This window comes from Streptosporangium sp. H16 (genome assembly GCF_051918855.1).
Lineage (GTDB): Bacteria > Actinomycetota > Actinomycetes > Streptosporangiales > Streptosporangiaceae > Streptosporangium.
Genome location: NZ_JBPXMD010000003.1, coordinates 364,511 through 389,328 on the forward strand (window position 1 = coordinate 364,511; position 24,818 = coordinate 389,328).

The 24,818-nt window shown below is 70.3% G+C and carries 20 protein-coding genes; 8 read left to right on the plus strand and 12 right to left on the minus strand.

All coding sequences use genetic code 11. The features are described from left to right. Positions 1 to 2: 2 nt before the first annotated feature. The 3 genes from smpB to ftsE all read right to left on the minus strand — a co-directional run bounded on the left by smpB (position 3) and on the right by ftsE (position 2,224). Entirely contained in the window at positions 3 to 470 is a 468-nt protein-coding gene (gene smpB, locus ACTOQ2_RS07300) for an SsrA-binding protein SmpB (protein WP_362679364.1), read from the minus strand. Between the two features lie 124 nt (positions 471 to 594). Continuing rightward, the gene (gene ftsX, locus ACTOQ2_RS07305) at positions 595 to 1,503 is read right to left on the minus strand and encodes a permease-like cell division protein FtsX (protein ID WP_362871592.1); all 909 of its coding nucleotides are present in this window, start codon (positions 1,501 to 1,503) and stop codon (positions 595 to 597) included. A gap of 31 nt (positions 1,504 to 1,534) precedes the next feature. Further along, positions 1,535 to 2,224 carry a cell division ATP-binding protein FtsE gene (gene ftsE, locus ACTOQ2_RS07310; protein WP_012888192.1) on the minus strand — a complete coding sequence of 230 codons (690 nt, stop codon included), beginning with the start codon at positions 2,222 to 2,224 and terminating at the stop codon, positions 1,535 to 1,537. Between the two features lie 236 nt (positions 2,225 to 2,460). Between ftsE and ACTOQ2_RS07315 the strand changes: the two genes are divergently transcribed. After that, positions 2,461 to 2,652, plus strand: a complete 192-nt coding sequence (locus ACTOQ2_RS07315; RefSeq protein ID WP_440084083.1) for a hypothetical protein — start codon at positions 2,461 to 2,463, stop codon at positions 2,650 to 2,652. 198 nt (positions 2,653 to 2,850) lie between these two features. On the opposite strand, the gene prfB is transcribed toward ACTOQ2_RS07315, so the two are convergent. Next, a complete protein-coding gene (gene prfB, locus ACTOQ2_RS07320; protein ID WP_440098956.1) occupies positions 2,851 to 3,969 on the minus strand; it encodes a peptide chain release factor 2 in 1,119 nt (372 codons plus the stop codon). A 103-nt stretch (positions 3,970 to 4,072) separates the two neighbouring features. On the opposite strand from prfB, the gene ACTOQ2_RS07325 reads away from it, so the two are divergent. Next, a complete protein-coding gene (locus ACTOQ2_RS07325) occupies positions 4,073 to 5,140 on the plus strand; it encodes a hypothetical protein (RefSeq protein ID WP_440098957.1) in 1,068 nt (355 codons plus the stop codon). 163 nt (positions 5,141 to 5,303) lie between these two features. Here ACTOQ2_RS07325 and ACTOQ2_RS07330 read toward each other — a convergent pair whose 3' ends face one another. The 3 genes from ACTOQ2_RS07330 to ACTOQ2_RS07340 all read right to left on the minus strand — a co-directional run bounded on the left by ACTOQ2_RS07330 (position 5,304) and on the right by ACTOQ2_RS07340 (position 11,475). Continuing rightward, a complete protein-coding gene (locus ACTOQ2_RS07330; protein ID WP_440098958.1) occupies positions 5,304 to 10,184 on the minus strand; it encodes an NAD-glutamate dehydrogenase in 4,881 nt (1,626 codons plus the stop codon). A gap of 548 nt (positions 10,185 to 10,732) precedes the next feature. Then, the gene (locus ACTOQ2_RS07335) at positions 10,733 to 10,936 is read right to left on the minus strand and encodes a zf-HC2 domain-containing protein (protein WP_440067391.1); all 204 of its coding nucleotides are present in this window, start codon (positions 10,934 to 10,936) and stop codon (positions 10,733 to 10,735) included. Further along, a complete protein-coding gene (locus tag ACTOQ2_RS07340) occupies positions 10,936 to 11,475 on the minus strand; it encodes a sigma-70 family RNA polymerase sigma factor (protein ID WP_329090583.1) in 540 nt (179 codons plus the stop codon). The genes ACTOQ2_RS07335 and ACTOQ2_RS07340 overlap by 1 nt, the downstream gene beginning before the upstream one ends. A gap of 306 nt (positions 11,476 to 11,781) precedes the next feature. Here ACTOQ2_RS07340 and ACTOQ2_RS07345 point away from each other — a divergent pair, with 306 nt between their 5' ends. From ACTOQ2_RS07345 to ACTOQ2_RS07365, 5 genes are all read left to right on the plus strand, one after another. Beyond that, positions 11,782 to 12,450, plus strand: coding sequence for a DUF4142 domain-containing protein (locus ACTOQ2_RS07345; protein ID WP_440098959.1), 669 nt, complete (start codon positions 11,782 to 11,784; stop codon positions 12,448 to 12,450). 5 nt (positions 12,451 to 12,455) lie between these two features. Next, entirely contained in the window at positions 12,456 to 13,889 is a 1,434-nt protein-coding gene (locus ACTOQ2_RS07350) for a DUF1996 domain-containing protein (RefSeq protein WP_440099080.1), read from the plus strand. Positions 13,890 to 14,029: 140 nt separating this feature from the next. Next, a complete protein-coding gene (locus ACTOQ2_RS07355) occupies positions 14,030 to 14,869 on the plus strand; it encodes a hypothetical protein (RefSeq protein WP_440098960.1) in 840 nt (279 codons plus the stop codon). Beyond that, positions 14,866 to 16,323 carry an NADH-ubiquinone oxidoreductase-F iron-sulfur binding region domain-containing protein gene (locus tag ACTOQ2_RS07360; RefSeq protein WP_440067398.1) on the plus strand — a complete coding sequence of 486 codons (1,458 nt, stop codon included), beginning with the start codon at positions 14,866 to 14,868 and terminating at the stop codon, positions 16,321 to 16,323. Before ACTOQ2_RS07355 ends, ACTOQ2_RS07360 begins: the two co-directional genes overlap by 4 nt. A 137-nt stretch (positions 16,324 to 16,460) precedes the next feature. Further along, positions 16,461 to 17,993, plus strand: a complete 1,533-nt coding sequence (locus ACTOQ2_RS07365) for an FAD-binding oxidoreductase (RefSeq protein ID WP_440098961.1) — start codon at positions 16,461 to 16,463, stop codon at positions 17,991 to 17,993. Between the two features lie 34 nt (positions 17,994 to 18,027). Here ACTOQ2_RS07365 and ACTOQ2_RS07370 read toward each other — a convergent pair whose 3' ends face one another. The 5 genes from ACTOQ2_RS07370 to ACTOQ2_RS07390 all read right to left on the minus strand — a co-directional run bounded on the left by ACTOQ2_RS07370 (position 18,028) and on the right by ACTOQ2_RS07390 (position 23,432). Then, positions 18,028 to 20,022, minus strand: coding sequence for an acetoacetate--CoA ligase (locus ACTOQ2_RS07370; RefSeq protein WP_440098962.1), 1,995 nt, complete (start codon positions 20,020 to 20,022; stop codon positions 18,028 to 18,030). Positions 20,023 to 20,263: 241 nt separating this feature from the next. After that, positions 20,264 to 20,998 carry an HAD family hydrolase gene (locus ACTOQ2_RS07375; RefSeq protein WP_440099081.1) on the minus strand — a complete coding sequence of 245 codons (735 nt, stop codon included), beginning with the start codon at positions 20,996 to 20,998 and terminating at the stop codon, positions 20,264 to 20,266. Between the two features lie 270 nt (positions 20,999 to 21,268). After that, positions 21,269 to 21,901, minus strand: a complete 633-nt coding sequence (locus ACTOQ2_RS07380) for an HAD family hydrolase (RefSeq protein WP_440098963.1) — start codon at positions 21,899 to 21,901, stop codon at positions 21,269 to 21,271. A 140-nt stretch (positions 21,902 to 22,041) separates the two neighbouring features. Next, complete coding sequence (locus ACTOQ2_RS07385; RefSeq protein WP_362837783.1) at positions 22,042 to 22,548, minus strand: DUF6912 family protein; 507 nt, start codon at positions 22,546 to 22,548, stop codon at positions 22,042 to 22,044. Positions 22,549 to 22,778: 230 nt separating this feature from the next. Further along, positions 22,779 to 23,432, minus strand: coding sequence for an HAD family hydrolase (locus tag ACTOQ2_RS07390; protein ID WP_440067404.1), 654 nt, complete (start codon positions 23,430 to 23,432; stop codon positions 22,779 to 22,781). Between the two features lie 82 nt (positions 23,433 to 23,514). Here ACTOQ2_RS07390 and ACTOQ2_RS07395 point away from each other — a divergent pair, with 82 nt between their 5' ends. After that, positions 23,515 to 24,717 carry an acyl-CoA dehydrogenase family protein gene (locus ACTOQ2_RS07395; protein WP_440099082.1) on the plus strand — a complete coding sequence of 401 codons (1,203 nt, stop codon included), beginning with the start codon at positions 23,515 to 23,517 and terminating at the stop codon, positions 24,715 to 24,717. Positions 24,718 to 24,818: the final 101 nt, after the last annotated feature.

Genomic DNA, 24,818 nt, shown 5'->3' on the forward strand with positions numbered 1-24,818 from the left:
GATCACCTGTTCCTGTGCCTGAGCGCGCGCGCCATCTCCCGCTTGGCCTGGTTCTCGGCCAGCGTCTGCCGCTTGTCCCAGTCTTTCTTTCCCTTGGCGAGGCCGATCTCTATCTTGGCCTTGCCGTCCTTGAAGTAGATGGCGAGCGGCACCAGGGTCAGGCCGCCCTCCTTGGTCTTGGAGACCAGCTTGTCGATCTCCTTGCGGTGAAGCAGGAGCTTGCGGGTTCGGCGCGCGGCGTGGTTGGTCCAGGTCCCCATGGTGTATTCGGGGATGTGGACGTTGATCAGCCAGGCCTCGCCGTCCTTGATGACGGCGTACCCGTCGAGGAGGGAGGCACGGCCGAGCCGCAGCGACTTGACCTCCGTGCCCTGGAGCACAAGACCAGCCTCGTAGGTGTCCTCGATGTGGTAGTCGTGCCAGGCACGCTTGTTCTGGGCGATTACCTTACGCCCGGTCTCACGTGGCATGCCTGGAGCCTACCGGTGACCGGAACCGCGCACCGCGCCCGCGAGCGCGGGCGAGACCTGGATCGGCGCACGGAGGCGCCACGCTCGCGGGACGGTCACAGCGGATGAGGGAGGCACGGGATCGTCACACACGCAGGTAGCGGCGGAGGGTGACGAAGGAGGCCAGCACACAGATGAGCACGCCGAAGACCATGGTGACACTGATCACCGAGGCGACCGTCTCCCAGGACAGCTGGCTGTTGGGAGAGAGGTAGAGCTGCACCCCGTCGAAGAGGAAGACCTTGCTGACGATCAGCAGCATCGCGGCCAGCACACCGCCGATCAGGCCGGCGATGACGCCCTCCATCACGAACGGGAGCTGGATGTAGAGGTTGGAGGCACCCACCAGCCGCATGATGCCGGTCTCCCGCCTGCGGTTGTACGCCGAGAGCCGGACGGTGTTGCCGATCAGGAGCGTGGCCGCGAAGACCAGGATGATCGCCACCACCAGGGCGGCCCAGCGGAGCTTCTCCAGCAGCCCGAAGAACTTCTCCAGGAGCTCCTTCTGGTTGACCACGTTGGAGACCCCCGGGGCGCCCTTGACCGCCTCGATCACCGGCCCGTACGCCTCGGGGTCCTTGAGCTTGACCCGCAGCGACTCGGGCATGTCCTCGACCTGGATGGCCGAGAGCAGCACGGTGTTGTTGGCGTTCTGGTCCCGGAAGTTCTTGTAGGCCTCGGTCGCGTTCTCCACGGTGACCGCCTCGACCTGGGACATGCCCTCGATGGTCGCCTTCAGCTCGGCCTGCTCCTGGGCGTTCACGCCGCCGCTGCCCTTGCACTGCGGGAAGGGATCGTTCTTCTTGCACAGGAAGACCGAGACCTCGACCTTGTCCGCCCAGAAGTCCTTCATGCTGTTGATCTGGGAGTTGATCATCAGACCGACCCCCAGCAACGCCATGCCGATCGCCACGGTCACGATGACCGCGATGGTCATCGTGAGGTTGCGGCGGAGGCCGATCCAGACCTCGGAGAAGATGAAGTTTGCCCGCATGCTCTTCCTGTCGCTCTATCCGGTCCTGGTGTCAGTACGCCTGGCCGTACACGCCTCGCGACTGGTCACGGACGATCTTTCCGTCCTCCAGTTCCACCACCCGCTTGCGCATGGAGTCGACGATGGCCGCGTCGTGCGTGGCCATGACGACCGTGGTGCCGGTCCGGTTGATCCGGTCGAGCACCTTCATGATGCCGATGCTCGTCGCGGGGTCGATGTTTCCGGTCGGCTCGTCGGCCAGCAGGATCATCGGCCGGTTGACGAACGCCCGGGCCATCGCGACCCGCTGCTGCTCGCCACCGGACAACTCGTCGGGCATCCGGTGTGCCTTGCCCTCGAGGCCGACCAGTTCGACGACCTCCGGGACCACCTTACGGATGAAACGCCGGGGCTTGCCGATGACCTCCAGAGCGAACGCGACGTTTTCGTACACGTTCTTGTTCGGGAGCAGCCGGAAGTCCTGGAAGACACATCCGATCCGGCGGCGCAGGTGCGGGATCTTGAAGTTGGACAGTCGGGCGAGGTCCTTGCCGGCCACGTGGATCGCACCCGAGTTGGGGCGCTCCTCCTTCAGGACCAGCCGGAGAAAGGTCGACTTCCCGGACCCCGAGGGGCCGACGAGGAACACGAACTCGCCCTTGTCGACGTCGACGCTGACGTGGTCCAGCGCGGGCCGGTTCTGGTTCGCGTAGACCTTGGTGACATTATCAAAATGGATCACGGGCGCATCACGGCATGCCAGTCTAGGGGTTAGGACGGTCGCAGGAGTGGCAGAGGGCCACTTCCGCCTCTCGCCGGCCGGGGGGCGCCGGTCTTTTACTCTCGATCGACGTTCCGGTTGGCCGGAGCCCAGTCTAGGGGGAAGACTGGCATGGAAAGCCCATAACGGAAACAAAACGATTCGGCGCCCGGTAACGACCGCATAAAGTAGTTCTGACCTCGAAGAGGGAGGACGTCATGAGCTGTGAAGACCTGGTCTGCGCGGGGTGCGCTCACCCCGTGGCGGAAGGCCGCTGCCCCCGCTGCCGCGCGTACCGCGACCGGATGCACCAGAACGGTTTCGGAGGCATGACCCCCGCGCTCCTGTCGCTGGTGCTGATCGCGCTCTTCTTCCTCACCCTGGCCCTGAAGCACCTCAGCGGCACCTGACCGCCCTCCCGGGGGCTCCCCGGGCTCGCGGGCGGAGATCGCGTCACGGGCGCTCAGGGGCGCCCGTGAGCGAGCTCTTCGGCAGGCCCGGGGAACAGGGACCCGGGGACGAGACGAAGGCGGCGGGAGAGGACGGTCTCCATCGCTCCCCTCCCCCGGTGCCGCGTGTTCCTCTCCCGGCTCCCGGGAGAGGACGCTCTACTCGTCGGCGCCCGACTCCTGGCGGCGGGTCCAGCGGATCTCGGCCTCGATGAAGCCGTCCAGGTCGCCGTCGAGCACCCCGCTCGGGTTGCCTTCCTCGGCGCCCGTCCGCAGGTCCTTGACGATCTGGTACGGGTGGAGGACGTAGTTGCGGATCTGGGTGCCCCACGACGTGGTCGACTCGCCCCGGATCTCGTTCAGCGCCGCCTTCTCCTCCTGGCGCTTGCGCTCCAGCAGCTTGGCCTGCAGGACCGCCATCGCGGTCGCCTTGTTCTGCAGCTGCGAGCGCTCGTTCTGGCAGGAGACCACGATGCCGGTGGGCAGGTGGGTCAGGCGGACCGCGGAGTCGGTCGTGTTGACGCCCTGGCCGCCGGGGCCCGAGGAGCGGTAGACGTCGACGCGCAGGTCGTCCTCGTTGATGTCGATGTGGTCGGTCGTCTCCACGACCGGCACCACGTCGACGCCCGCGAAGGAGGTCTGGCGGCGCCCCTGGTTGTCGAACGGGCTGATGCGGACCAGGCGGTGGGTGCCGTGCTCGCCGCGGAGCGTGCCGTAGGCGTAGGGGGCCTTGACCGTGAAGGTCGTCGACTTGATCCCGGCCTCCTCCGCGTAGGAGGTCTCGTAGACGTCGGTCGGGTAGCCCTTGCGCTCGGCCCACCGCAGGTACATCCGCTGGAGCATCTGGGCCCAGTCGGCGGCGTCCACGCCGCCCGCCTGGGACTGGATCGTGACGACCGCCTCGCGGGCGTCGTACTCGCCGGACAGGAGGGTGCGGACCTCCAGGGCGCCGATGTCGCTCTTCAGGGACTCCAGCTCGCGGTCGGCCTCCTCCCGCGTGTCGTCGTCCTCCTCGTCGGCGGCCAGCTCGTACAGGACGGAGAGGTCGTCCAGCCGCTGCCCCAGGGACTCGATCCTGTTGACCTCGCCCTGGAGGTAGGACAGCCTGCTGGTGACCTTCTGGGCGCGATCCTGGTCGTTCCACAGGTCTGGCGCGGCGGCCTGATCCTCCAGCTCCTCGATCTGCTTGCGCATCGCGCCGAGGTCGAGCACGTCCTGGATGCTGTTCAGCGTCCCGGTAAGCTCGTTGATCTGTTCTGCCGGATCGATGAGTGCCACGTCTGTAAAGGGTACGCGACCTCCGAACCCCATCGTGTACGGCGCGCTCCCCCACCATGGCTAGCATGGCCCGCATCGGGGGAGCATCGGGGAGCATCGGGAGGTGGACGTGCGCGAACACGGGCGACAGGGTGCGCTCGCACTCGCGCTGGTGTTGATCACCGTGACCGCCGCGACCGCGGCGTGCTCCGGTTCCGGCGACGCCCCGCCGGAGCGGAGCTCCCCGGCCGGCGGTGTCACGCCGGCCACCTCCGCCGCGTCCGTCCCCTCGCCGCCCCCGGTCACGCTCGCCGAGGCGGAGAAGGCGCTGGCGGGCGTCATGGGCGCCGACGGGGTGCTGGGGGCGGCGGTGCCGCACCTGGAGGCCGACCGCAGGCTCATGCGGGAGCAGACCCGCGACGGGCAGAGAGCCCTCACCTCGGCGGCGTTCGACGGTTCCGCCGAGGCCCTCCCCCCCTACACGTGGGGCCCCTCCCGGCTGCTGGTCCCGCGCGATCAGCGGGGCCCGCTCTGGTTCGCCGCGGTCGTGGACCGTAAGGAACCCTCGGGCCGGGTCCGCACCGCCGTGCTGACCCTGATGCGGGACGACGGCGAGGACTGGCAGGTCAGCTCGACCTCGCTGCTCGACGAGGGCGTCCGGCCCCCGGTGGTCGCCACGGACGCGGAGGGCTACGCGACGGCGCTGGGCGAGGAGGACGCGACGCTGGCCATCAGCCCGCGGCTGATGGCCCCGCTGCACGCGACCTCGGCCGAGGAGGGCGAGCGGGGGTTCGCGGCGGGGCTCATCGAGGCGGGCCCGCACACCACCGGCTTCGCCGACGAGATCACGAGGAGGCGGACGGACGGGAAGACGGACGACTGCCTGAGCTACGACTCGATCTTCGCCGCGAGCGACTACCCGGTGCACGCGCTGCGCACCGCCGACGGCGGCGCGCTCGTCCTCTACTCCCTGATCAGGACGACGACGCGGACGATCAAGATCACGCCGTGCGGGTCGGACATCCAGATCCCGCCCGAGGCCAGGAAGCTGACGAAGGAGCGGTTCATCCCCAAGGAACTGCGCACGGTGGAGACACAGCTGTACGTGAGCACGGTCCCGGCCAAGGGCAGCGGCCGATCGGCCAAGGTCATCGGCTATCTCGGCGGCCTCACCAAGGTCACCGTGGCGTAACCCGCGCGACCGGGCCCACCCGACCTGGCCCGCGCGACCGTCCTTCCCCGCCCCTTCACGCCCCTTCACGCCCCTTCACGCCCCTCCCGCGACCGGACCCCCGCACCGGGGACGTGCCGCGCGGCCGGGCCCCGGTGCGGGACCCGGCCGGGCGCCGGGCGGGTCAGGCGTCGGCGTGCGGGAGGTTGATGGTGGCCACCAGCGTGCGGATCGCGCGCAGCGCCACCGACAGCGTCGCGAGGTCGAAGTTGTCGCTCTCCCAGATCTCCGACAGGGTCTGCCGCGCCCGCGAGACCGCCGCCGAGTTGGCCTCGGTCCAGCGCGCCAGGCGCTCCTCGGGCGACAGCCCGGGCGTGCTGTGCGTCAGGACGTCGTGGGTGAGCGCGGCGTGCGCGGCGTAGAGGTCGTCGCGGAGCGCGGCCCGCGCCATGGAGTTCCAGCGGCTGTCCCTGGGCAGCGCGACGACGCGCTCGCGCAGCCTGGAGAGCTGGAGCCGGTCGGCGAGGTCGAAGTAGACCTCGGCGACGTCGTGCACGGGACGGCCGGTGCGCCAGGCCACCTCGACCAGGTCGAACGTGGAGTAGGCGGGCACCATGGCGGCGACGCGCTCGGCCAGCTCGGACGGGACGCCCCGGAAGACGAAGGCGTCGCGCCGCTCCTCGAACGCCGACAGGTCGGACCCGGTCAGCAGCTTGGGCAGGTGCGGCAGCAGGCCGTTCATGCCCTTGGCGAAGAAGCCGACGGTGGAGGCCAGGTCGAGCGGCGGGCGCCGGTTGCCCAGCAGCCAGCGGGTGCCCCGCTCGACGAGCTTGCGGGCCTCCAGCTCCATCGCGATCTGGGTGGAGGTGTCGACCTTGTTGTCCAGCTCCTCGATCTGGCGCCAGAGACTGGGCATGTCGAAGACCTCCCGCGTGACCAGGTAGGCGCGGGCGATGTCCGGGGTGGACGCGCCGCTCTCCTCGCCGAGGCGGAACATGAAGGTGGTCCCGCTGGAGTTGACCAGGTCGTTCACCACGCCGGTGGTGATGATCTCCTTGCGGAGCGGGTGGGTGCCCATGTAGGCGCGGAGCCCGGGGTCGCGCAGCGCCGACGGGAAGTACGACACCAGCCAGGACTCCAGGTAGGGGTCGTCGGGCAGGTCGGAGGCGAGGATCTCGGCGTCGGCCACCAGCTTGGTGTAGGCGAGCAGCACCGAGAACTCCGGCGCGGTCAGCCCGAGCCGTGCCTGGCGCCGCTCCGCGAGCATCTTGTCCGACGGCAGGAACTCCAGCTCCCGGTTGAGCAGCCCGGCCCGCTCCAGCCTGCGCAGCTGGCGCGAGTGGATGTGCAGCATCTCGGGAGCCTGCTCGCGGGCGGCGGCCAGCACCACGTTCTGGTCGTAGTTGTCGCGCAGGACCAGCCCGGCCACCTCGTCGGTCATGTCGAGGAAGAGCTGGTTGCGCTGCTTGTCGGTGAGCTCCCCGTCGCGGACGGCCCGGTCCAGCAGGATCTTGATGTTGACCTCGTGGTCGGAGGTGTCCACCCCGGCGGAGTTGTCGATGAAGTCGGTGTTGACCAGGCCGCCGTTGAGCGCGAACTCTATCCGGGCGAGCTGGGTGAAGCCCAGGTTGCCGCCCTCGCCGATCACCTTGCAGCGCAGCTCGGCGGCGGTGACCCGCAGGGCGTCGTTGGCCTTGTCGCCGACGTCGGCGTTGGACTCGCTCGACGCCCTGACGTAGGTGCCGATGCCGCCGTTCCACAGCAGGTCGACCGGGGCCCGCAGGATGGCGCTGATCAGGTCGTTGGGAGCCAGCGACGTCACGTCGCCGTCGATGCCGAGCGCGGCGCGCATCTGCGCGGAGACGGGGACCGACTTGGCCGTACGGGACCAGACCCCGCCCCCCTTCGAGATGAGCGAGGCGTCGTAGTCCTCCCAGGAGCTGCGGGGCAGCGCGAACAGCCTGGCGCGCTCGGCGTAGCTCCTGGCGACGTCCGGCTGGGGGTCGACGAAGATGTGCCGGTGGTCGAACGCCGCGACCAGCCGGATGTGCTGGGAGAGCAGCATGCCGTTACCGAAGACGTCACCGGACATGTCGCCGACTCCGACCACGGTGAAGTCGGTGCTCTGGATGTCGACGCCGGTCGTGCGGAAGTGGTACTTGACCGACTCCCAGGCGCCCCTGGCGGTGATGCCCATGGCCTTGTGGTCGTAGCCGATCGAGCCGCCGGAGGCGAAGGCGTCGCCCAGCCAGAAGCCGTACTCCTTGGCCACCGCGTTGGCGATGTCGGAGAACGTCGCAGTGCCCTTGTCGGCGGCGACCACCAGGTAGGTGTCGTCACCGTCGTGCCTGACGACGTCGGCGGGCGGGACCACCTCGCCGTCGACGAGGTTGTCGGTGAGGTCGAGCAGGCCGGAGATGAACATCCGGTAGCAGGCGATGCCCTCGACCAGGGTGTCCTCCCGCGACCCCGACTTTGGCGGATTTTTTACGACAAAGCCACCTTTGGAGCCAGTGGGAACGATGACGGTGTTTTTCACCATCTGCGCCTTCACCAGGCCGAGCACCTCCGTACGGAAGTCCTCCATCCGGTCCGACCAGCGCAGCCCGCCCCGCGCGACCTTGCCGAAGCGCAGGTGCACGCCCTCGACCCGGGGCGAGTAGACGAACACCTCGAACCTGGGCCGGGGCAGCGGCAGCACGCTGATCGACGGCGAGTCGAGCTTCAGGCTGACGTACGGCTTGCGCTCGCCGTCGGCCCGCTGGAAGTAGTTGGTCCGCAGGGTGGCGCGGATCATCTCCAGGTAGGCCCGCAGGATCCGGTCCTCGTCCAGCGAGGCCACGTCGTCCAGGGCGGCGAGGATCTCCTCGTGCAGCGCGTCGGACAGGTCGGAGCGGACCTCGGCCGGGCGCCGGGGGTTGAGCCTGGCCTCGAACAGGCGCACCAGCAGCCGGGCGAGCCGCACGTTGCCCATCAGCACCCGCTCGATGTACTCCTGGCTGAACGTGGTGCCCGCCTGGCGCAGATACCTGGCGTAGACGCGCAGGATCTCGGCCTGCTCCCAGGTCAGCCCGGCGGCCAGGACGAGCCCGTTGAACCCGTCACTCTCCACCCGCCCGGCCCACAGGGCGCCGAACGCGTCCTGGAAGAGCCGTTTGAACTCGTCCCTGTCGACCTCGGGCGAGGGCGTGTAGCGCAGGCCGAAGTCGTAGATCCAGGCGTCCTTGGTCGCCGGGTCGTTATCGCGGTCGATCTCGTACGGCCGCTCGTCGACCACCTCCACGCCCATCCGCTGGAGCAGCGGAAGCACGCGCGACAGGGAGACGGGCGCGCCGAGGCGGTAGAGCTTGAAGCGGCGCTCGCCCTCCGAGGCGTCGTACGGCTCGTAGAGGTTCATCCCGATCTCGTCGGTGGAGGAGGCCAGCACCTCCAGGCGGCGCAGGTCGGCGACCGCCATCCGGGCGGGGAAGTCGGCCTTGTAGCCCTCGGGGAACGCCGTGGCGTAGCGGCGGATGAGCGTGGGCGCCTCGTCCTCGGGGCTCAGCTCGGCGATCGCGGAGGCCAGGTCGTCCTCCCAGGACCTGGTGGCGGCGGCCAGCCTCGCCTCCAGCTCCTCGACGTTCACCGTGTCGGCGCGCAGCGGCCTGCCGCGCTCGCCGCGCACCACCACGTGCAGCCTGGCGAGGGCCGACTCGCCGATCATCGCGCTGTAGTCGAAGGAGGTGCCGCCGAGCGCCTTGAGCAGGATCTCCTGCATCTTGATGCGGATCTTGGTGGTGTAGCGGTCGCGCGGGAGGTAGACGAGGCACGAGACGTAGCGGCCGTAGTCGTCCGGGCGCAGGAAGAGCTTCACCTGCTTGCGCTCGCGGAGCCTGAGCACGCCGAGGGCGATCGGCAGCAGCTGGTCCACGGAGGTCTGGAAGAGCTCGTCGCGGGGGAAGGTCTCCAGGATCTCGATGAGGTCCCCGCCGTCGTGGCTGTCGGCGGTCAGCCCGGCGAGCGCCATCACCGCGGCCAGCTTCCGCCTGAGCACCGGGATACGAGAGATCGACTCGCTGTAGGCGACGTGGGTGAAGAGGCCGAGGAAACGCCGCTCGCCCACGACCTCGCCCGAGGCGTCGAAGAGCTTGACGCCCACGTAGTCGAGGTAGGCGGGGCGGTGGACGGTGGCCCGGGTGTTGGCCTTGGTGATGATCAGCATTTGCTGCTTCTCACGGGCCTTGGCGCGCAGCTCCGGGGGGAGCGCGGCGAAGCTGCCGGAGTCGGCGCTGTCGTTGCGGAGGATGCCCAGCCCGGTCCCGGGCATCGGGTGCAGCCTGTCGCCCTGCTCGCCCTCCTCCAGGCGGTACTCGCGGTAGCCGAGGAAGGTGAAGTGCCCGTCGGCCAGCCAGCGCAGCAGCTCCAGGCTGTCCTCCACCCCGGCGGGATCGAGGGGCGGCGGGTTGGCCGAGACGTCCTCGGCGGTCCGCAGGGCGAGGGCCCGCATCTTGACGAAGTCCTCGACGGCGCCGCGCACGTCCTCCAGGACGCGCTGCAGGTCGGTCTCGATCGCCTTGAGCGCGGTCTCGCCGGCCTGCCTGTCGATCTCGAAGTGCATCCAGGACTCGGCCAGCACCTGCCCGGTGACGTCCTCCTCGCCGGCCCCGAGCAGCTTGCCGGTCATGTCCCTGCGCACCCGCATCTGCGGGTGGACGACCAGGTGGGTGCCGATGCCGTGCCGGTCGAGCTCCATCGTCACCGAGTCGACGAGGAAGGGCATGTCGTCGGTGACGATCTCCACGACGGAGAACCCGGGATCCCAGTGGTGCTCCTCCGTGGTGGGGGTGTAGGCCCGCACCAGGGCGCGGCCCTGGGGACGGCTCCCGGCGAGCCGCCGCTGGGCCATCGCCGGGCCGTACACGTCCGTCAGGTCCCGGCCGAGCAGGTCCTCCGGGGCGACATGCCGGTAGTAGAGCCGCAGGAAGGCGAGCGCCTCCTCCACGCTCACGTGATCGCCGCCCGGTGTGCGCGCGTACGTCTCCGCGGCACTCCTCAGCAGCTCGTCCTTGGCCTCGTCGAGCGGCATGTCGCTCTCACTCCTTTGTGAGGGGTTTTGCATGGTTGGACGGGATTCCATGGCAAAAGTCATGATTCCCGGAGAAATGTTGCCCAGCGGAGCGGAAGTGATGTCGCGCGCGCCCGCCAGGATGCGGTGCCCCCGCCCGGCCACCGGCTCCGCTCCCGGGAGATCCGGGCCCGGAACGCCCGCCGCGGGGCGGTCGTCTCGTCACGGATGATCGGGATCTCGGCCAGGCGCCACGGCTCGTCATGGGAGCCACGGTCTCTCGCCGCTGCCGGCGGGGAACGGAAGGGCTCCTGGTCGGAGACGGCGGGTTCTCCCTGCGAGGTGGCGGTAGGGCAATCATCCCACAGGGTCGCCTCGGAACGGCTACGGCGCCGCCGGGCGAGTCTGACCTCGCTCCGGGCACCTCGCCCGGCGGGCTGGGCCGATCGGCCCGCACTCCGCCCATCGGGCATGGCCCGTGGCACGACACCTCCAGTGGCCGCCTGTCCCGATCCTCGTTGACCGGGACACACCACCGCTTCTGATATCACCCCAAAACCGACCAAACGTCAATGTGGCATCCGGTCGTCGTCCAGGGCATTGGAGCGGTCCCGCTTGACCCCGTCGAGGAGTCCGGGAACCTCACTGAGTTCCCGGAGCTCGACCTGGCACTCCTCGCACGTCATGAGGTGACGTTGGAACACCTCGTGGTCCTCTTCGTCGAGAACCCCGAGCGCGTACGCCGCCACGTCATGATGCGGGGAGGGGACCATCAGCTCGCGACACCTCTCTCCTTCAGGACCTTTCGGAGAGCCCGGATCCCGTAGTAGAGCCGGGACTTGACCGTACCCGGCGGTATCCCGAGGATTTCCGCCGCTTCGTTAATCGTACGGTCCCGTAGGTAAGTCTGCTCGATGACTTCGCGGTGTTCTGGGGACAGTTCTCGCAACGCCTCGGCGACGATCATCGCCTCCAGCGCGCGATCGGCCCCGTCGGGAACGGGCACGGCGTTCGCGTCGGCGGGCTCGACCTCCTGTGGTCTAGTCCCTCGCCTGCGACGACCGTCGATGACGATACGCCGGGCGACGGTCAGGAGCCAGGCCCACAAAAGGCCGGGCTCTCGTTGCAACCTTCCTGCATTGCGCCAGGCTCGAACGAGCGTCTCCTGGACGACGTCCTCCGCCCATTGCAGATCGTTACCGGTGGCCTTACGCACATGGCGGAGCAGGGGTACACCGAACTCCCGATACAGATCTTCTACCAAGAGGACATCGGTGTCCGCGCTCTCGAACCGACTGTCGAGTTGACGCACGGGCACATCTTTACACCTTCGTTATGAGTCCCGTCTGCAACTCTGGCAACTCCAGTCATTTCTAACTATCTCATCACTTCTTCTGAACCACCCCGGGCGGCACCGCGTACCTCCCACCAAGTGCGCCCGCACCGGCGGGCCTCGGGGAAAGGAAACGACATGGCAGTGCGGCACATTCCGTGGCCGGTCGGAGCTGTCCTCCTCCTCACGCACCCGGTCCCCCACGGGCCGGGCGGCACGTTCGACACCACGCCGGGCGCCGAGAAGGCCCCGGTAGCGGCCAGTCTCTGAGAGCGGAACCGGGCCATGTTCAGATCACTGTTCCGCCGCTTCAAGAACGGCGAACCCCTGCTGTTCGGGGCCTTCATCGCGATCGCCGCCGTGGCGGTCGTCCTGATCACCCCGCCCGGCGGCGGGGCGGCCGCGCAGGGCTGGGTCCAGACCCCGCAGGGGCCGCTGGGCGCGGCCGACCGCGACCTGCTGGTCAAGGTCCGGCTGGCCGGTCTCTGGGAGATTCCCAGCGGTCAGCAGGCCCAGCAGAAGGCCGCGAGCAAGCGGGTGAAGGAGGTCGGCATGCACCTGATGACCGACCACCTCAAGCTCGACGAGGAGGTTCGCGCCCTCGCGGCGAAGCTGAACGTGCCGCTGCCCGACCAGCCCAACGCCGACCAGCAGGGCTGGATGGCGCAGCTGGCGGCGGTGAAGCCGGGCGCCGAGTACGACCTCCTGTTCGCCCAGCTGCTGCGGGCGGCCCACGGAAAGGTCTTCGTGACGGTCGCCGGCGTACGGTCCGGCACCCGAAACGACCTGGTCAGGACATTCGCCCAGCGGGCGGTCGAGGTGGTCATGAAGCACATGACCCTGCTGGAGAGCACGGGGCTGGTCGACCACTCGGACCTGCCCGAGCCTCCGATGCCCTCCCCGGCGCCGCCCGTCTCCGCTCTCGACACACCTGTGAGGAGAGAAAACGCTTGAAAATCATGAAACGCTCGCTCGTCTCCCTGTCGGCGCTGGCGCTGGCCGCCAGCACGCTCACCACCGTCACGTTCACCGTGGCGGTCACGGCCCCCGCCTACGGTGACCACTGCGACCCCGCCGAGCAGGGCCAGAACCAGCAGAACCAGCAGAACCAGCGCAGCCAGCAGGACCAGCCCGCACAGGACCAGAACCAGCAGGGTCAGAACCAGGACCAGGCACCCCCCGCGCAGGACGCTCCCGCGCAGGACCAGCCCGCACAGGACCAGCCCGCGCAGGACCAGCCGGCCCAGGATCAGCCCGCCGACGCGCCTCTCGCGGGCGGAAGCCTCATCCAGGCGTCTCCCACGGAGCCGCCCGCCCCTGAGGAGTCGGCCGACCAGCAGCAGGCCCCTGAGCAGGAGAACGCCGACAACGGCAACGCCCGTCGCAGGCCCACCCAGGCGCCCTCGCAGAGCCCCACCCAGGCACCGCCGACCGACGCCCCGCCGAACGACCCGCCCGCGGAGACGCCGGCTCCCAGCGAGACCCCCGCTCCCCCGCAGGACGACGAGGACGACGAGGAGGCCGAGTGCGCCGACCTCGGGCCGTTCCCCGAGGACTTCATCGACATCCGGCAGGTCCCGCGGAACGTCCAGGAGATCCGGCCGCGGCGCAGCGGCTCCGCCGGCCTCTTCACCTCCCGGTGCGGCACGAACAGGAACGGCCACCGCAACTCCGACAACTTCATCGTGGCCCCCGGCGTGACCAACGGCGCCCACCACATCCACGACTACGTCGGCAACCTGTCGACCGACGCGTTCTCCACGGACCAGTCCCTGGCCGCCGCGGGCACCACGTGCGCGCTCAACGACCGCTCGACCTACTTCTGGCCGGTCCTTCGCGACCGTACGAGCGACGCCAACGCCAATGACCCGGACGGCAACGTCGGCACCATCATGCAGGCGCGCCAGGTGAGCCTGCAGTTCCGCGGGAACGCGATCTCCAGGGTGAGCCCGATGCCGCGCTTCATCAGGATGATCACCGGTGACGCCAAGGCCGCCACCAACGGCGGCGCGAACGCCCTCGCCAAGTGGAGCTGCACCGGCTTCACCAACCGGATCACCACCAAGTACCCGCTCTGCCCCCGCGGCAGCCAGCTCGTCCGGATCCTGGACTTCCCCAGCTGCTGGGACGGCCAGAACACCGACAGCGCCAACCACCGCACGCACGTGCTGTTCCCCGACGCGAACGGCGCCTGCCCGTCCGGCACCAGGGCCATCCCGCAGCTGCGGATGACCTTGGTCTACTCCACGCCGCGTACGCCGTCCTTCGCGCTGGACGCCTTCCCCGAGCAACGGCACAACCCCGTCACCGACCACGCCGACTTCGCCAACCTGATGCCCGACCGGCTCATGAGGCTCGTCGTCGACTGCATCAACAGGAACCGTCGCTGCTGACGGCTTCCTTCCGGGACCGCCGCCCCCCGTCTCCGCGCCTCTTCCACACCCCGCGGAGACGGGGGGCGGCATCTCGCGATATCAGAGTCCATCACCCTCGGACGCAGACGTCCGAGCCGCTTCGCAGACAGGAGCCATAGGTGGGTAACAGACGGACTCCGAGACACACCCGGTCGGAGGCCGGGATAAGTCTCGACCAGAGGCCCGCCAGGATCGGCCTCGGTGTCACGATCACGATCTCCGTGGTCGGCCTCCTCATGCTCGGGCGGACAGCGCCCGGCATGGAGGTGGCAGCCGCCGTTCGTGGCGTCTTCTCGTTCTTCTCGGGCGTGATCGCCCTCGTTTCGCTCACCGCGACCGTGGCACTCGGCCTGCTCTCCGCCGACCGGATCGTGCTGCCGGTCCTGGGCAGGATCCGGTCGCAGCTCGCCCACCGGGCCGCCGCCATGCTCGGCATGGGCTTCCTCGCCATCCACGTCATCATGAAGATCATCGAAAGCAGGACCTCTCTCGCGTCCGTCGTGGTCCCGCTGGGCGCGAGCGGCCAGAGCCTGTACGTCGGCTTCGGCGCCGTCGCCTCCGACCTGATGATCCTTGTCTTCCTCACCGGGGTCGCCCGGGCCAGGTTCGCGGAGAACCGCAGGCCGTGGCTCTGGCGCATGCTGCACGGCTCCGCCTACCTGGCGTGGCCGATGGCGGTCCTGCACGGGCTGACCGCGGGCCGCCCGCCCGCGGAGTGGGTGACCTGGAGTTATGTGGTCTGCCTGGTCGCGGTGGGAGCCGCCCTGCTGATCAGGGTGATCTCCGAACTGCAGGCCAAGCCGATCCTCGTGCGCGAGGAGGTGCCCGTGGAGGTGCCCGTCGCCGCGGAGCTGACGCCGCCCACGAGCCTGACGCCGCCCACGAGCATCGTCGGCCGCATCCCGCGCATCGTTCGTGAGGAGTCGCCGGAGCTTCGTCGCATCGGAGGCGTCGGATGATCCCCTACCGCGTCCCTCCCGTTCGCCAGTTAGGACCCGCCCGGCTGACCGCCGGGCTCGAGGACTGCCGCAGGATGGACCTCGCGGAACACCGCGACATGCACGGCACGGCGCCGAGCATGTCCGGCGAGGAGCTGGCCGCGCTCGCCGACGAGGTGGACATGCGCGGGCGGGGCGGGGCCGCGTTCCCCTTCGCCCGCAAGGTCCGCGCGGTGATGGACAAGAAGGCGGACAAGATCGTCCTGGTCAACGCGGCCGAGGGCGAGCCCGCGAGCAGCAAGGACACGATGCTGCTCACCAGGACCCCCCACCTCGTCATCGAGGGCGCGCTGCTCGCGGCGGGCGCGATCGGCGCCAAGCAGGTCGTGATCGCGACCGTCGAGGGCGGCATGGGCCAGGCGTCCGTGGCCGCCGCGGTCGAGGAACGGGGCATCAGCGGCCAGGTCCGGGTGGTCGGCATCGTCGAGAGGTTCATCTCCGGCGAGGGCGGCGCGCTGGTCCGTTCGGTGAACGGCCAGGTCGGGGAGCCGCCGGGCCGCAAGGTCAGGGCCGTGGAGAGCGGCGTGAACGGGCTGCCCACCCTGCTGTCCAACGCCGAGACGTACGCCCAGCTCGCGGTCCTCGCGACCCTGGGCGCGGAGCGGTACGCCGACGTCGGCACGGCGCGCGAGCCGGGGACGGTCCTGCTCACGGTGGGAGGCTCCGCCAAGGCCCCGGCCGTGGTCGAGGTCGCGACCGGCACCCCGCTGTACGCCGTCCTGGACGCCTGCCAGGCCTCCACCGGCGACGGGGTGCTGGTCGGCGGGTACCACGGCGCGTGGCTGCACGCGGACGCGGCGGCCGTGGCGACCGTCTCCCGCCAGGGCATCGCGGAGGCGGGCGGCCAGCTCGGCGCCGGGATCATCGTGCCGCTCGGCGGGGAGACTTGCCCGCTGGGCGAGACGGTCAGGGTCGCGAAGTACCTGGCCGCCCAGTCGTCGGGGCAGTGCGGTCCCTGCCGTCTCGGACTCCCGGACGTCGCGCAGTCGATGGCCGAGCTCGTGAATGGGTCGGCCTCCGCCCTGGACGAGCTGCGGAGCAGGGCCGCGAGCGTCAAGGGCAGGGGCGCGTGCTTCCACCCCGACGGAACGTCCAGGTTCGTGCTGTCGGCGCTGGACGCCTTCCCCGAGGACATCGAGGAGCACCTGCTGCGCGGCAGCTGCGGGCGCCCGGTGCTCGGAGTGCTCCCCCTGCCTCCGCAGGAGAACGAGCCCGAGGTGAAGCTCACCGTGGACTGGACCCGCTGCCAGGGCCACGGCCTGTGCGCCCAGCTCGCCCCCGACCTCGTCCACCTCGACGAGCACGGCTACCCGGTGTTCGGCCGTGACACCGTACCCGCCCAGTTCCGGCGGATGGCCCGCAGGGCCGTCGAGATGTGCCCGGCCCTCGCGCTGCGCGTGGCACAGGGAGCGTGAGCCGTCTCTCGCCGGGCCTTCACCGCTCCGGGGCTCCAGAGCTCCAGAGCTCCAGGAGTGATGTGAATGTGACCAACCGGAAGGGTGGCGCGGTCGTCCTATCGGGAAGGTGACACCGAACCTCGGGGAGTAGAGACATGCGGACCCCTCCGGACAGGCGGGCATTCCTTCGGACCGGCGGCCTGGCCGCCCTCGCACTGGGCGCTCAGGGCACACCCGCCCTGGGCGCCGCCGGCACGACCGGCCACGACGCCACCGGCGCGACCGGCGCGACCGGCCGGGGCACCGCGAGCGCGCCACGGCCCGCCGACTGGCGGGCCCTGGCCGGCGGGCTGGAGGGCAGGCTCGTCCGGCCGGGCGACGCCGCGTACGACGGCGCCAGGAAGCTGTTCAACCCCGCCTTCGACGCGGTCCGGCCCTCGGGGGTGGCCTACTGCGCCAACCCCTCCGACGTCGCCGAGTGCGTCGCCTTCGCGCGCCGGCTGAAGCTGCCGCTGGCCGTACGGTCCGGCGGCCACTCCTACGCGGGCTGGTCCACCGGGACCGGCCTGGTCCTGGACGTCTCCCGGATGAGCAAGGTGAGCCACACCTCGGGGCGGGCGACCGTCGGGGCGGGCGCCAAGCTGATCGACGTCTACGACAGGCTGGCCGCGAGCGGGGTCAGCATCCCCGCCGGGACCTGCGCCACGGTCGGGGTGAGCGGGCTCGCGCTGGGCGGCGGGATCGGCGTGGTCTCCAGGAAGTACGGCCTGACCTGCGACGTGATGGAGTCGGTCCAGATCGTCACGGCCGACGGGCGGCTGCTGACCTGCGACGCGAACCACAACGCCGACCTGTACTGGGCCTCGCGGGGCGGCGGCGGGGGCAACCTCGGCGTCGCGGTCTCCTTCGGGTTCCGCACCCACCCCACCCGCGAGGTCACGGTGTTCTTCCTGCACTGGCCGTGGTCGAGGGCGGTCAGGGCGCTGCGCGCCTGGCAGGCGTGGGGGCCCTCGGCTCCCGACGCCATGTGGTCGGGCATGCACCTGAGCCGCGCCGGCGGGACGGACGTGGAGGTCGTCGGGCTCTACCTCGGCGGCAGGGCCGGTTGCGAGCGGCTGCTCGACAGACTGGCCGACGCGGCCGGGTCGCCGTCGTCGAGCTCCGTCCGGCAGACCTCCTACCGCCAGGCCATGCTGACCATGGCGGGCTGCGGCTCGCTGTCGGTCACCCAGTGCCACCTGGGCGGCTCCCTGCCGGGGCAGACCCGGGGCGGGCGGCTGTCCAGGGACACCTTCAAGGCCAAGTCGCACATGGCCTACCGCCCGCTCTCCGAGGCCGGGGCCAGGGCCCTGATCGCCCAGGTCGCCCGGCCCGGCGAGCACACCGTGCTGCTGGACGCCCTCGGCGGCGCGGTCGCCAGGGTCCGCCCCGACGCCACGGCCTTCCCGCACCGGGCCGCCCTCTACAGCGTGCAGTACTACGCCCACCACTCCGGAGCGGCCGGCTGGGCCAGGACCGCGCACGCGGCGATGCGGCCCCACTTCGGCGACCACGCGTACGTCAACTACGTCGACCCGGAGCTCGGCGGCTGGCGCGCGGCCTACTACGGGGGCAACGCCACCAGGCTCGCCCAGATCAAGGCCGCCCGCGACCCCGGCCGCCTGTTCCGCCTCCCCCAGGGGATCTGACCCCGGATGCCGCGGGCCGCCGGGGTCGGAGAGGTCAGTGCCGCGTGACGTCGGCTCCCGGGGCGAAGTGGGGGAGGACCTCGGGATTGGCCATGGCGTCGAGGTTGGCGGCCTTTTCCGGGGCGACCCCGAGGAGGATCTTGCGGACGGGGACCTCCAGCTTCTTGCCGCTGAGGGTGCGGGGGATGCCGGGGACCTCGATGATCTCGTTCGGCACGTGGCGCGGGGAGAGACCTTCCCGCAGTTCCCGGCGCAGGCGCGCGACGAGGTCGTCGTCCAGGGTCGCCCCCTCGGCCATGGTGACGTACAGCAGCAGGCGACCCTCCTGCCCGAGCTGGCCGGTGTCGATCACCAGGCTGTCTGTGATCTCCTCGAAGCGCTCCACCACGCGGTAGAACTCGCTGGTGCCCATCCGGACACCTCCCCGGTTCAGGGTCGAGTCGGAGCGGCCGTAGATCACGCAGCCGCCGTCGGGAAGGATCTTGATCCAGTCGCCGTGCCGCCAGACGCCGGGATACTCGGAGAAGTAACTGTCGCGGTAGCGGGACCCGTCGGGGTCGTTCCAGAACATCACCGGCATCGACGGCATCGGCAGGGTCAGCACCAGCTCGCCCACCTCGCCGACCACCGGCACGCCCGACGGGTCGAAGGACTCGACCCTCGCGCCCAGGCAGCGGCACGGGATCACCCCCGCCCGGACCGGGAGCAGCGGTACGGCGCCCACGAAACCGGTGCACACGTCGGTGCCGCCGGAGAACGAGCCGAGCTGGACCTCCGGCAGCGCGTCGTGCACCCAGGCGAACCCCTCGGGCGGCAGCGGCGAGCCGGTGGACCCGAGCCCCCGCAGCCGTTCGAGGCCGGACGGCTCGAGGCCGGCCTTCATGGACGCGATCACGTACGGAGCCCCCGTGCCGAAGTAGGTGACGCCCTCCTCCGCGGCCAGCCGCCAGAGCGCGCCGGTCTCCGGGTAGGTCGCCGCCCCGTCGTGGAGCACCACCGTCGAGCCGACCAGCAGGCCGCCGACGAGGTAGTTCCACATCATCCAGCCGGTGGTGGTGTACCAGAAGAAGACGTCGTCCTCGCCCAGGTCCTGGTGGAAGGAGAGCGCCTTGAGGTGCTCCAGCACCACGCCGCCGTGACCGTGCACGATCGGCTTGGGCAGCCCGGTGGTGCCCGAGGAGTAGACGATCCAGAGCGGGTGCCCGAACGGCACCGGCTCGAAGGCGAGCGGTCCCGCGACGGCGCGCACCTCCGCCCAGCTCACCGTACGGACTCCGTCCCCGGTCACGGCCGCGTCCCGGGGCTCCGGGGCGTCCGCCGCACCGGGGGTGTCCGCGCCGGGCGCGGCCCGGGCCGGGATGCGGACCCGCGCCACCAGGGTCGGCAGCTTGGCGGCGATGTCCCGGACGACCTCGCTCCGGTCGAAGCGCCTGCCGTTGTAGCCGTAGCCGTCGACCGCGACGAGCACCTTCGGCTCGATCTGGGTGAAACGGTCGATCACGCTGGGCGCGCCGAAGTCGGGCGAGCAGGAGGACCAGATGGCGCCCAGGGACGCGGTCGCCAGGAAGGCGATCAGCGCCTCGGGGACGTTCGGCACGTAGGCCGCGACCCGGTCACCTCGCCCGACGCCCAGCGCGGCCAGCCCGGTGCGGACCCGCGCCACCTCCTCGGCCAGCTCTCCCAGGGTGAGCGTCCCGCGCCCGCCCGTCTCGTCGCGGGAGATCACCGCGAGCCGCCCGGGGTCGGCGACGGCCCGGCGCAGCGCGTTGGCCGCGTAGTTCAGCGTCGACCCGGCGAACCACTCGGTGCCGGGCATCTCCCCCGACATGACGGGCCCCTCACCGCGCTCTCCCACCACCTCGAAGTAGTCCCAGATCGACGTCCAGAACTCCTCCGGGGCATCGACCGACCACTGCCACAGGGACTCGTAGTCACCGGCCCGGCCCAGCCACTCCGCGTAACGGGTGACCTTGGCGTTCCTCACGATCTCCGGGGACGGCTCCCAGAGCGGCGCACCTTCCTCAACCATGGCCCCATCCTCTCGGCGCCCCACCCGAATGTCATCCCCCGTGGCCACACACCCTCCGGCCGCCCCGTGTGGGACGGCCACGTACGCGCCCCTCGCCGGGAACCGGTGGCGGCCGGGCACGAACATGAAACCCGGCCGGACATGTGGGATCGATCGGCGGCGACGGGCCCGGCTCGTCACGATCCACCTCACACTGTTCACCTCGTACGGCTCATCCCGTACGGCCGCCGAGGGCCGGGGGTCAGCGGCCCGCCGGGGAACGGCCGGCGCGCCGGGCCGGGGAGGTGAGGCCGGCGACGGCGGCGACGACCTCGGAGGGGTTGGAGAGGTCGGGCAGGACCACGTCGGCTCCCGCCTCGTGCAACTCGGCCGGGAGGGAGCGTCCCGAGGCGACCCCGATGATCGCGGCTCCGGCGATCCTGGCGGCCTGGACGTCCCTGGCCGAGTCGCCGATCAGCACGGTGTTGTGCCCGTCGAAGACCGCTCCGTACTTCCGCTTGGCGCGGCCCTGCGCGACCTGCAGGAGGGTGGCCTTGGGATAGACCTCCTCGCCGTAACCGCCGATCTCGAAGTCGATGTGCTTGTCGAGGCTGAACGCGGTCAGCTTGTGCACCGCGTTGCTCTTGATCGTGCCGGTGAGCACCGACTGGACCACGCCGTCGAGCCTCGCCACGGCCTTCAGCGCGTCGCGGGCACCGGGCATCATCCGGCCGTCCTTGGCCAGGCGTTTGCGCCGCGCCCCGAAGGCCCCGGCCAGCGCGTCGAGGAACCGGGGAAGGTGGTCGTCCCCGGCGACGATCCCGTTGATGGCGAGCATCTCGAAGACGATCTCCGAATCGGGACGCCCGTTGGCCTGGGTCAGTTTGACCAGGGGCCTTCCGGTGACAGCGCGGAAGGCCTCCGCGTATGCCTCGCGGGTGACGATCGACACGTCGACCAGCGTGAGGTCGATGTTCCAGAGGACGAGGCGATTGATCGGGGGCCTCCCGGAATGGGTGCGGATGCCCAGGGTAAGGCCCTGAGCGCACGGCGACCGCCTTCGATACCGAAAGGATCCGTTTGCCGGTTCTCCCGAGGTCGTGTGACGGGCCGTTCCCGCGAGAGCGCGTCAGGCCGTTCCCGTAGAGTCACATGACGGGTCGCGCTCACGGAATCGCGTGACGGGCCGTACTCACCACGTCGTGTGACGGGCCGTGCTCACGAAGTCGCGTGACGGGCCGTTCCCGCGAGGTCGCGTGACGTGCCGTCAGGCGTGGTCGAGCGCGTTCTCCAGAGTGTCGACGACGGGGACTCCGCAGGCCAGCAGATCGGCCCGGCTGGTCATGCCACCGGTGTAGAGGACCGCGCGCGCCCCGACGTGCTGGGCGGCGTGCGCGTCGTCCAGGCTGTCGCCGATCACCAGGACGTCGGCCGGGTCGACGCCGAGCGCGGCGAGGTGGGCCTCCATCGACTCGGCCTTGTGCCCGCCGGAGGCGCTGCGCAGGCCGTCGATCCGGGTGAAGTGGTGGTCGATGCCGAATTCCGCGATCTTGGGAACCAGCCGCTCGTGCGCCCACATGGACAGCAGTGACTGCCTGCCTCCCGCGCGCTCCCAGCTCTGCAGGGTGGAGAGGGCGTCGGCGGCCAGCCCGCACTCCAGCATCAGCCGGTGGTAGCTCTCGTGGAAACCGAGGTCGAGCCTCTCCCACTCGCCGTCCTCGAGGGCACGGCCGAGCATGCGCTCGTAGGCGGCCCAGATCGGGCGCGTGTAGACCGCGCGGAAGCGGTCGGCGTCATAGGAACCCAGCCCGTACGGCTCGAACACCGCGTTCGTCGCACCAACGACGGCGTCGATGTCGTGAAACAGCGTGCCGTTCCAATCCCAAACAATGTGTCTCATATTGCCGTCCAGAATAGCGAAAATCCCCGCCGGAGCGGCGCCGCGACAGGGGAACAGGCCCGCGCGGGGCGCTCGCGGCGCGGGGATCCCGCCCCAGGCCCAGGGGGTGAGGGCGCCGGGCTCAGGACACGGCGCGGAGGTCAGCCGACCAGGTCGGGGATCTCCTGGGTGGCGTACCACAGGAGCTCGTTGGCCTCGGCGCCGTCCACGGTGAAGCGGGCGTCGTCGTCGCCGCCGTCGGCCGCGGGCAGCGCGGCGAGAGCGGCCTCGACATCCTTCACCGCCGACGGGTCGTCCACGTGGACCGCGGCGATCAGCCCCAGCGGGACCGCCGCGGCGAGCCGCACCCGGGCGCGCTCCTCCAGGTCGGCGCTCGCGCTCACGTCACCCTCCGGTACGTCGACGGCGACGACCACCCGCCGCGCGGCGACCTCCACCCCGTCGGCGCGGTCCGCGGCCAGCATCCGCAGGGAGTCCCTGGCGGCCTCGGTCAGGGCGACGTACTCCAGTTCCTCGGTGTCACCCGAGACGTACCACTCGATCAACGCGGGGGTCACCGCGTAGCCGGTCAGCGGGGCCGGGCCGAGCTCCCCCACGGTGGCCACGCGGGCCAGCGCCGGGAGCGTACACGGCAGGTAGACGCGCATCCATGCCTCGATCTGTCTCTCCGACATCGGCGCCGCTCCGGCGCCGATTCACGCATCGAGTGTGCCAGTACCCGCGACCCCCGGTGATACCACCCGCGCGGAGCGACACGATCCGGGGCCCGGCCGCGCTCCCCACCGGGCGGCACCCGGTGGGGAGCGGGGAGACGAGCGGCCCCGTGGACGGAGCGAGGAAAGCGAGAAAGCGGGGAGACGGGCGGACGGGCCGGGGGTCAGCGGAGCGTGACCCGGAAGAGGGTCTCCAGTTCGGTGATGGTCAGCTCGGGGTCGCGGTGGTGCACGCCGACGATGCCGAGCCGCCGGGCGGCCTCGATGTTGGCCTCGATGTCGTCGACGAACACGCATTCCTCCCCGGCCAGGCCGATCCTGCCGAGCGCGTGCTCGAAGATCCTCGGCTCGGGCTTGCGCATGCCGATCTCTCCCGAGATGACGACCTCGTCGAAGAAGTCCTCCCAGCCGTCGCGGGGATACTCGTTCGCCCAGGAGTTGGAGAGCAGGCAGGTGCGCAGCCCCGCGGCACGTGCCTCACGGAGCATCGCGTACATCGGCTCGACCCGGTGGAAGCGGGAGAACATCCTGTTCAACAGCCCCTCGGCGACCGGCGGCACGCCGTCCGTCGTGATCAGCCTGGCCGCCAGGTCGCGTTCGAAGTCCAGGGCGGATATCTCTCCGCGCTCCAGGGCGTGAATCGTGTTCTCGCCGTTCGCAGCGTTCTCGCCGTTCTCGTACGCGTGCACGATGAGCTCGCGCATCACCTTCCGGTAGTGGGCCTCGTCGAGGCTCTCCGCGACGATCCACTCGGCGGTCGCCTCGGCAAGATCGACGGTGAGCACGCCACCCCAGTCGATCAGCACGCCCTTCAGCATCTGTCCTCCTTGATGGAACGGGTTCCAGGTTAGGTGCGGACCGATGGACGACCGAAGAAGGGGTGGTGCCAAACTGGCCGCCATGGACTTCGCGCTCAGCGACACGGCGCAGGAATACCTCGCCAATCTGACCGATTTTATGGCTACCCACGTCTATCCGGCGGAGCCGGTCTACCACGCGTGGCGCCGGACCAGAGGGCACGACGACCACGAGCTGCCGCCGGTGGTGGAGGAGCTCAAGTCCGAGGCACGCTCACGCGGCCTCTGGAACCTGTTCCTTCCCGCCGAATCGGGCATGTCGGTGCTCGACTACGCCAGCCTGGCCGAGGTCACCGGCCGCTCCATCGACCTCGCCCCCGAGGCACTGAACTGCGCGGCCCCCGACACCGGGAACATGGAGGTCCTGCACATGTTCGGCTCGCCCGAGCAGCGGGACCGGTGGCTCAAGCCCCTGCTCTCCGGCGAGATCCGTTCGGCGTTCGCGATGACCGAGCCCGCGGTGGCCTCCAGCGACGCCACCAACATCGCCACCTCCATCAGGCGCGACGGCTCCGAGTACGTCGTCGACGGCCGCAAGTGGTTCATCACCGGGGTGGCCGACCCGCGCTGCGAGATCCTGATCGTGATGGGCAAGACCGACCCCGAAGGACCCCCGCACCGCCAGCAGTCGATGATCCTGGTCCCGGTGGACACCCCGGGCGTCGAGGTCGTACGTCACCTACCGCTCTTCGGCTACCAGGAGCAGCACGGCCATTCGGAAATCGTCCTCACCGACGTCCGGGTGCCCGCGGCGAACCTCATCGCGGAGGAGGGGGACGGCTTCCGCATCGCCCAGGCCAGGCTCGGTCCGGGCCGCATCCATCACTGCATGCGCGCCATCGGGATGGCCGAGCGCGCTCTGGAACTGATGTGCACCCGCGCCGCCAACCGGGTGGCCTTCGGCCAGACGCTGGCGCAGCAGGGTGTGGTGCAGCAGCAGATCGCCGAATCGCGGCTCGCCATCGAGCAGGCCAGGCTGCTCACCCTGAAGGCCGCCTGGATGATCGACACGGTCGGCGTGAAGGCGGCCGCCTCGGAGATATCCGCCATCAAGGTGGTCGCCCCGAGGATGGCGTGCGACGTCATCGACCGCGCCATCCAGGTTCACGGCGGCATGGGACTGTCCGACGACGTCCCGCTCGCGACGATGTACGCGCAGGCCCGCGCGATGCGCATATTCGACGGCCCGGACGAGGTCCACATCCGTACCGTGGCGCGCCGCGAGCTCAAGCCGTACCTCTCCTAAAACATCCCCAAACGGACAGCGAGCGGTCCGGGCTGCCAGAGATTCATCCCCTAACATCCGATTCAACGGCCGTTACGCGTTTCGCGGCCACAATACGAGGA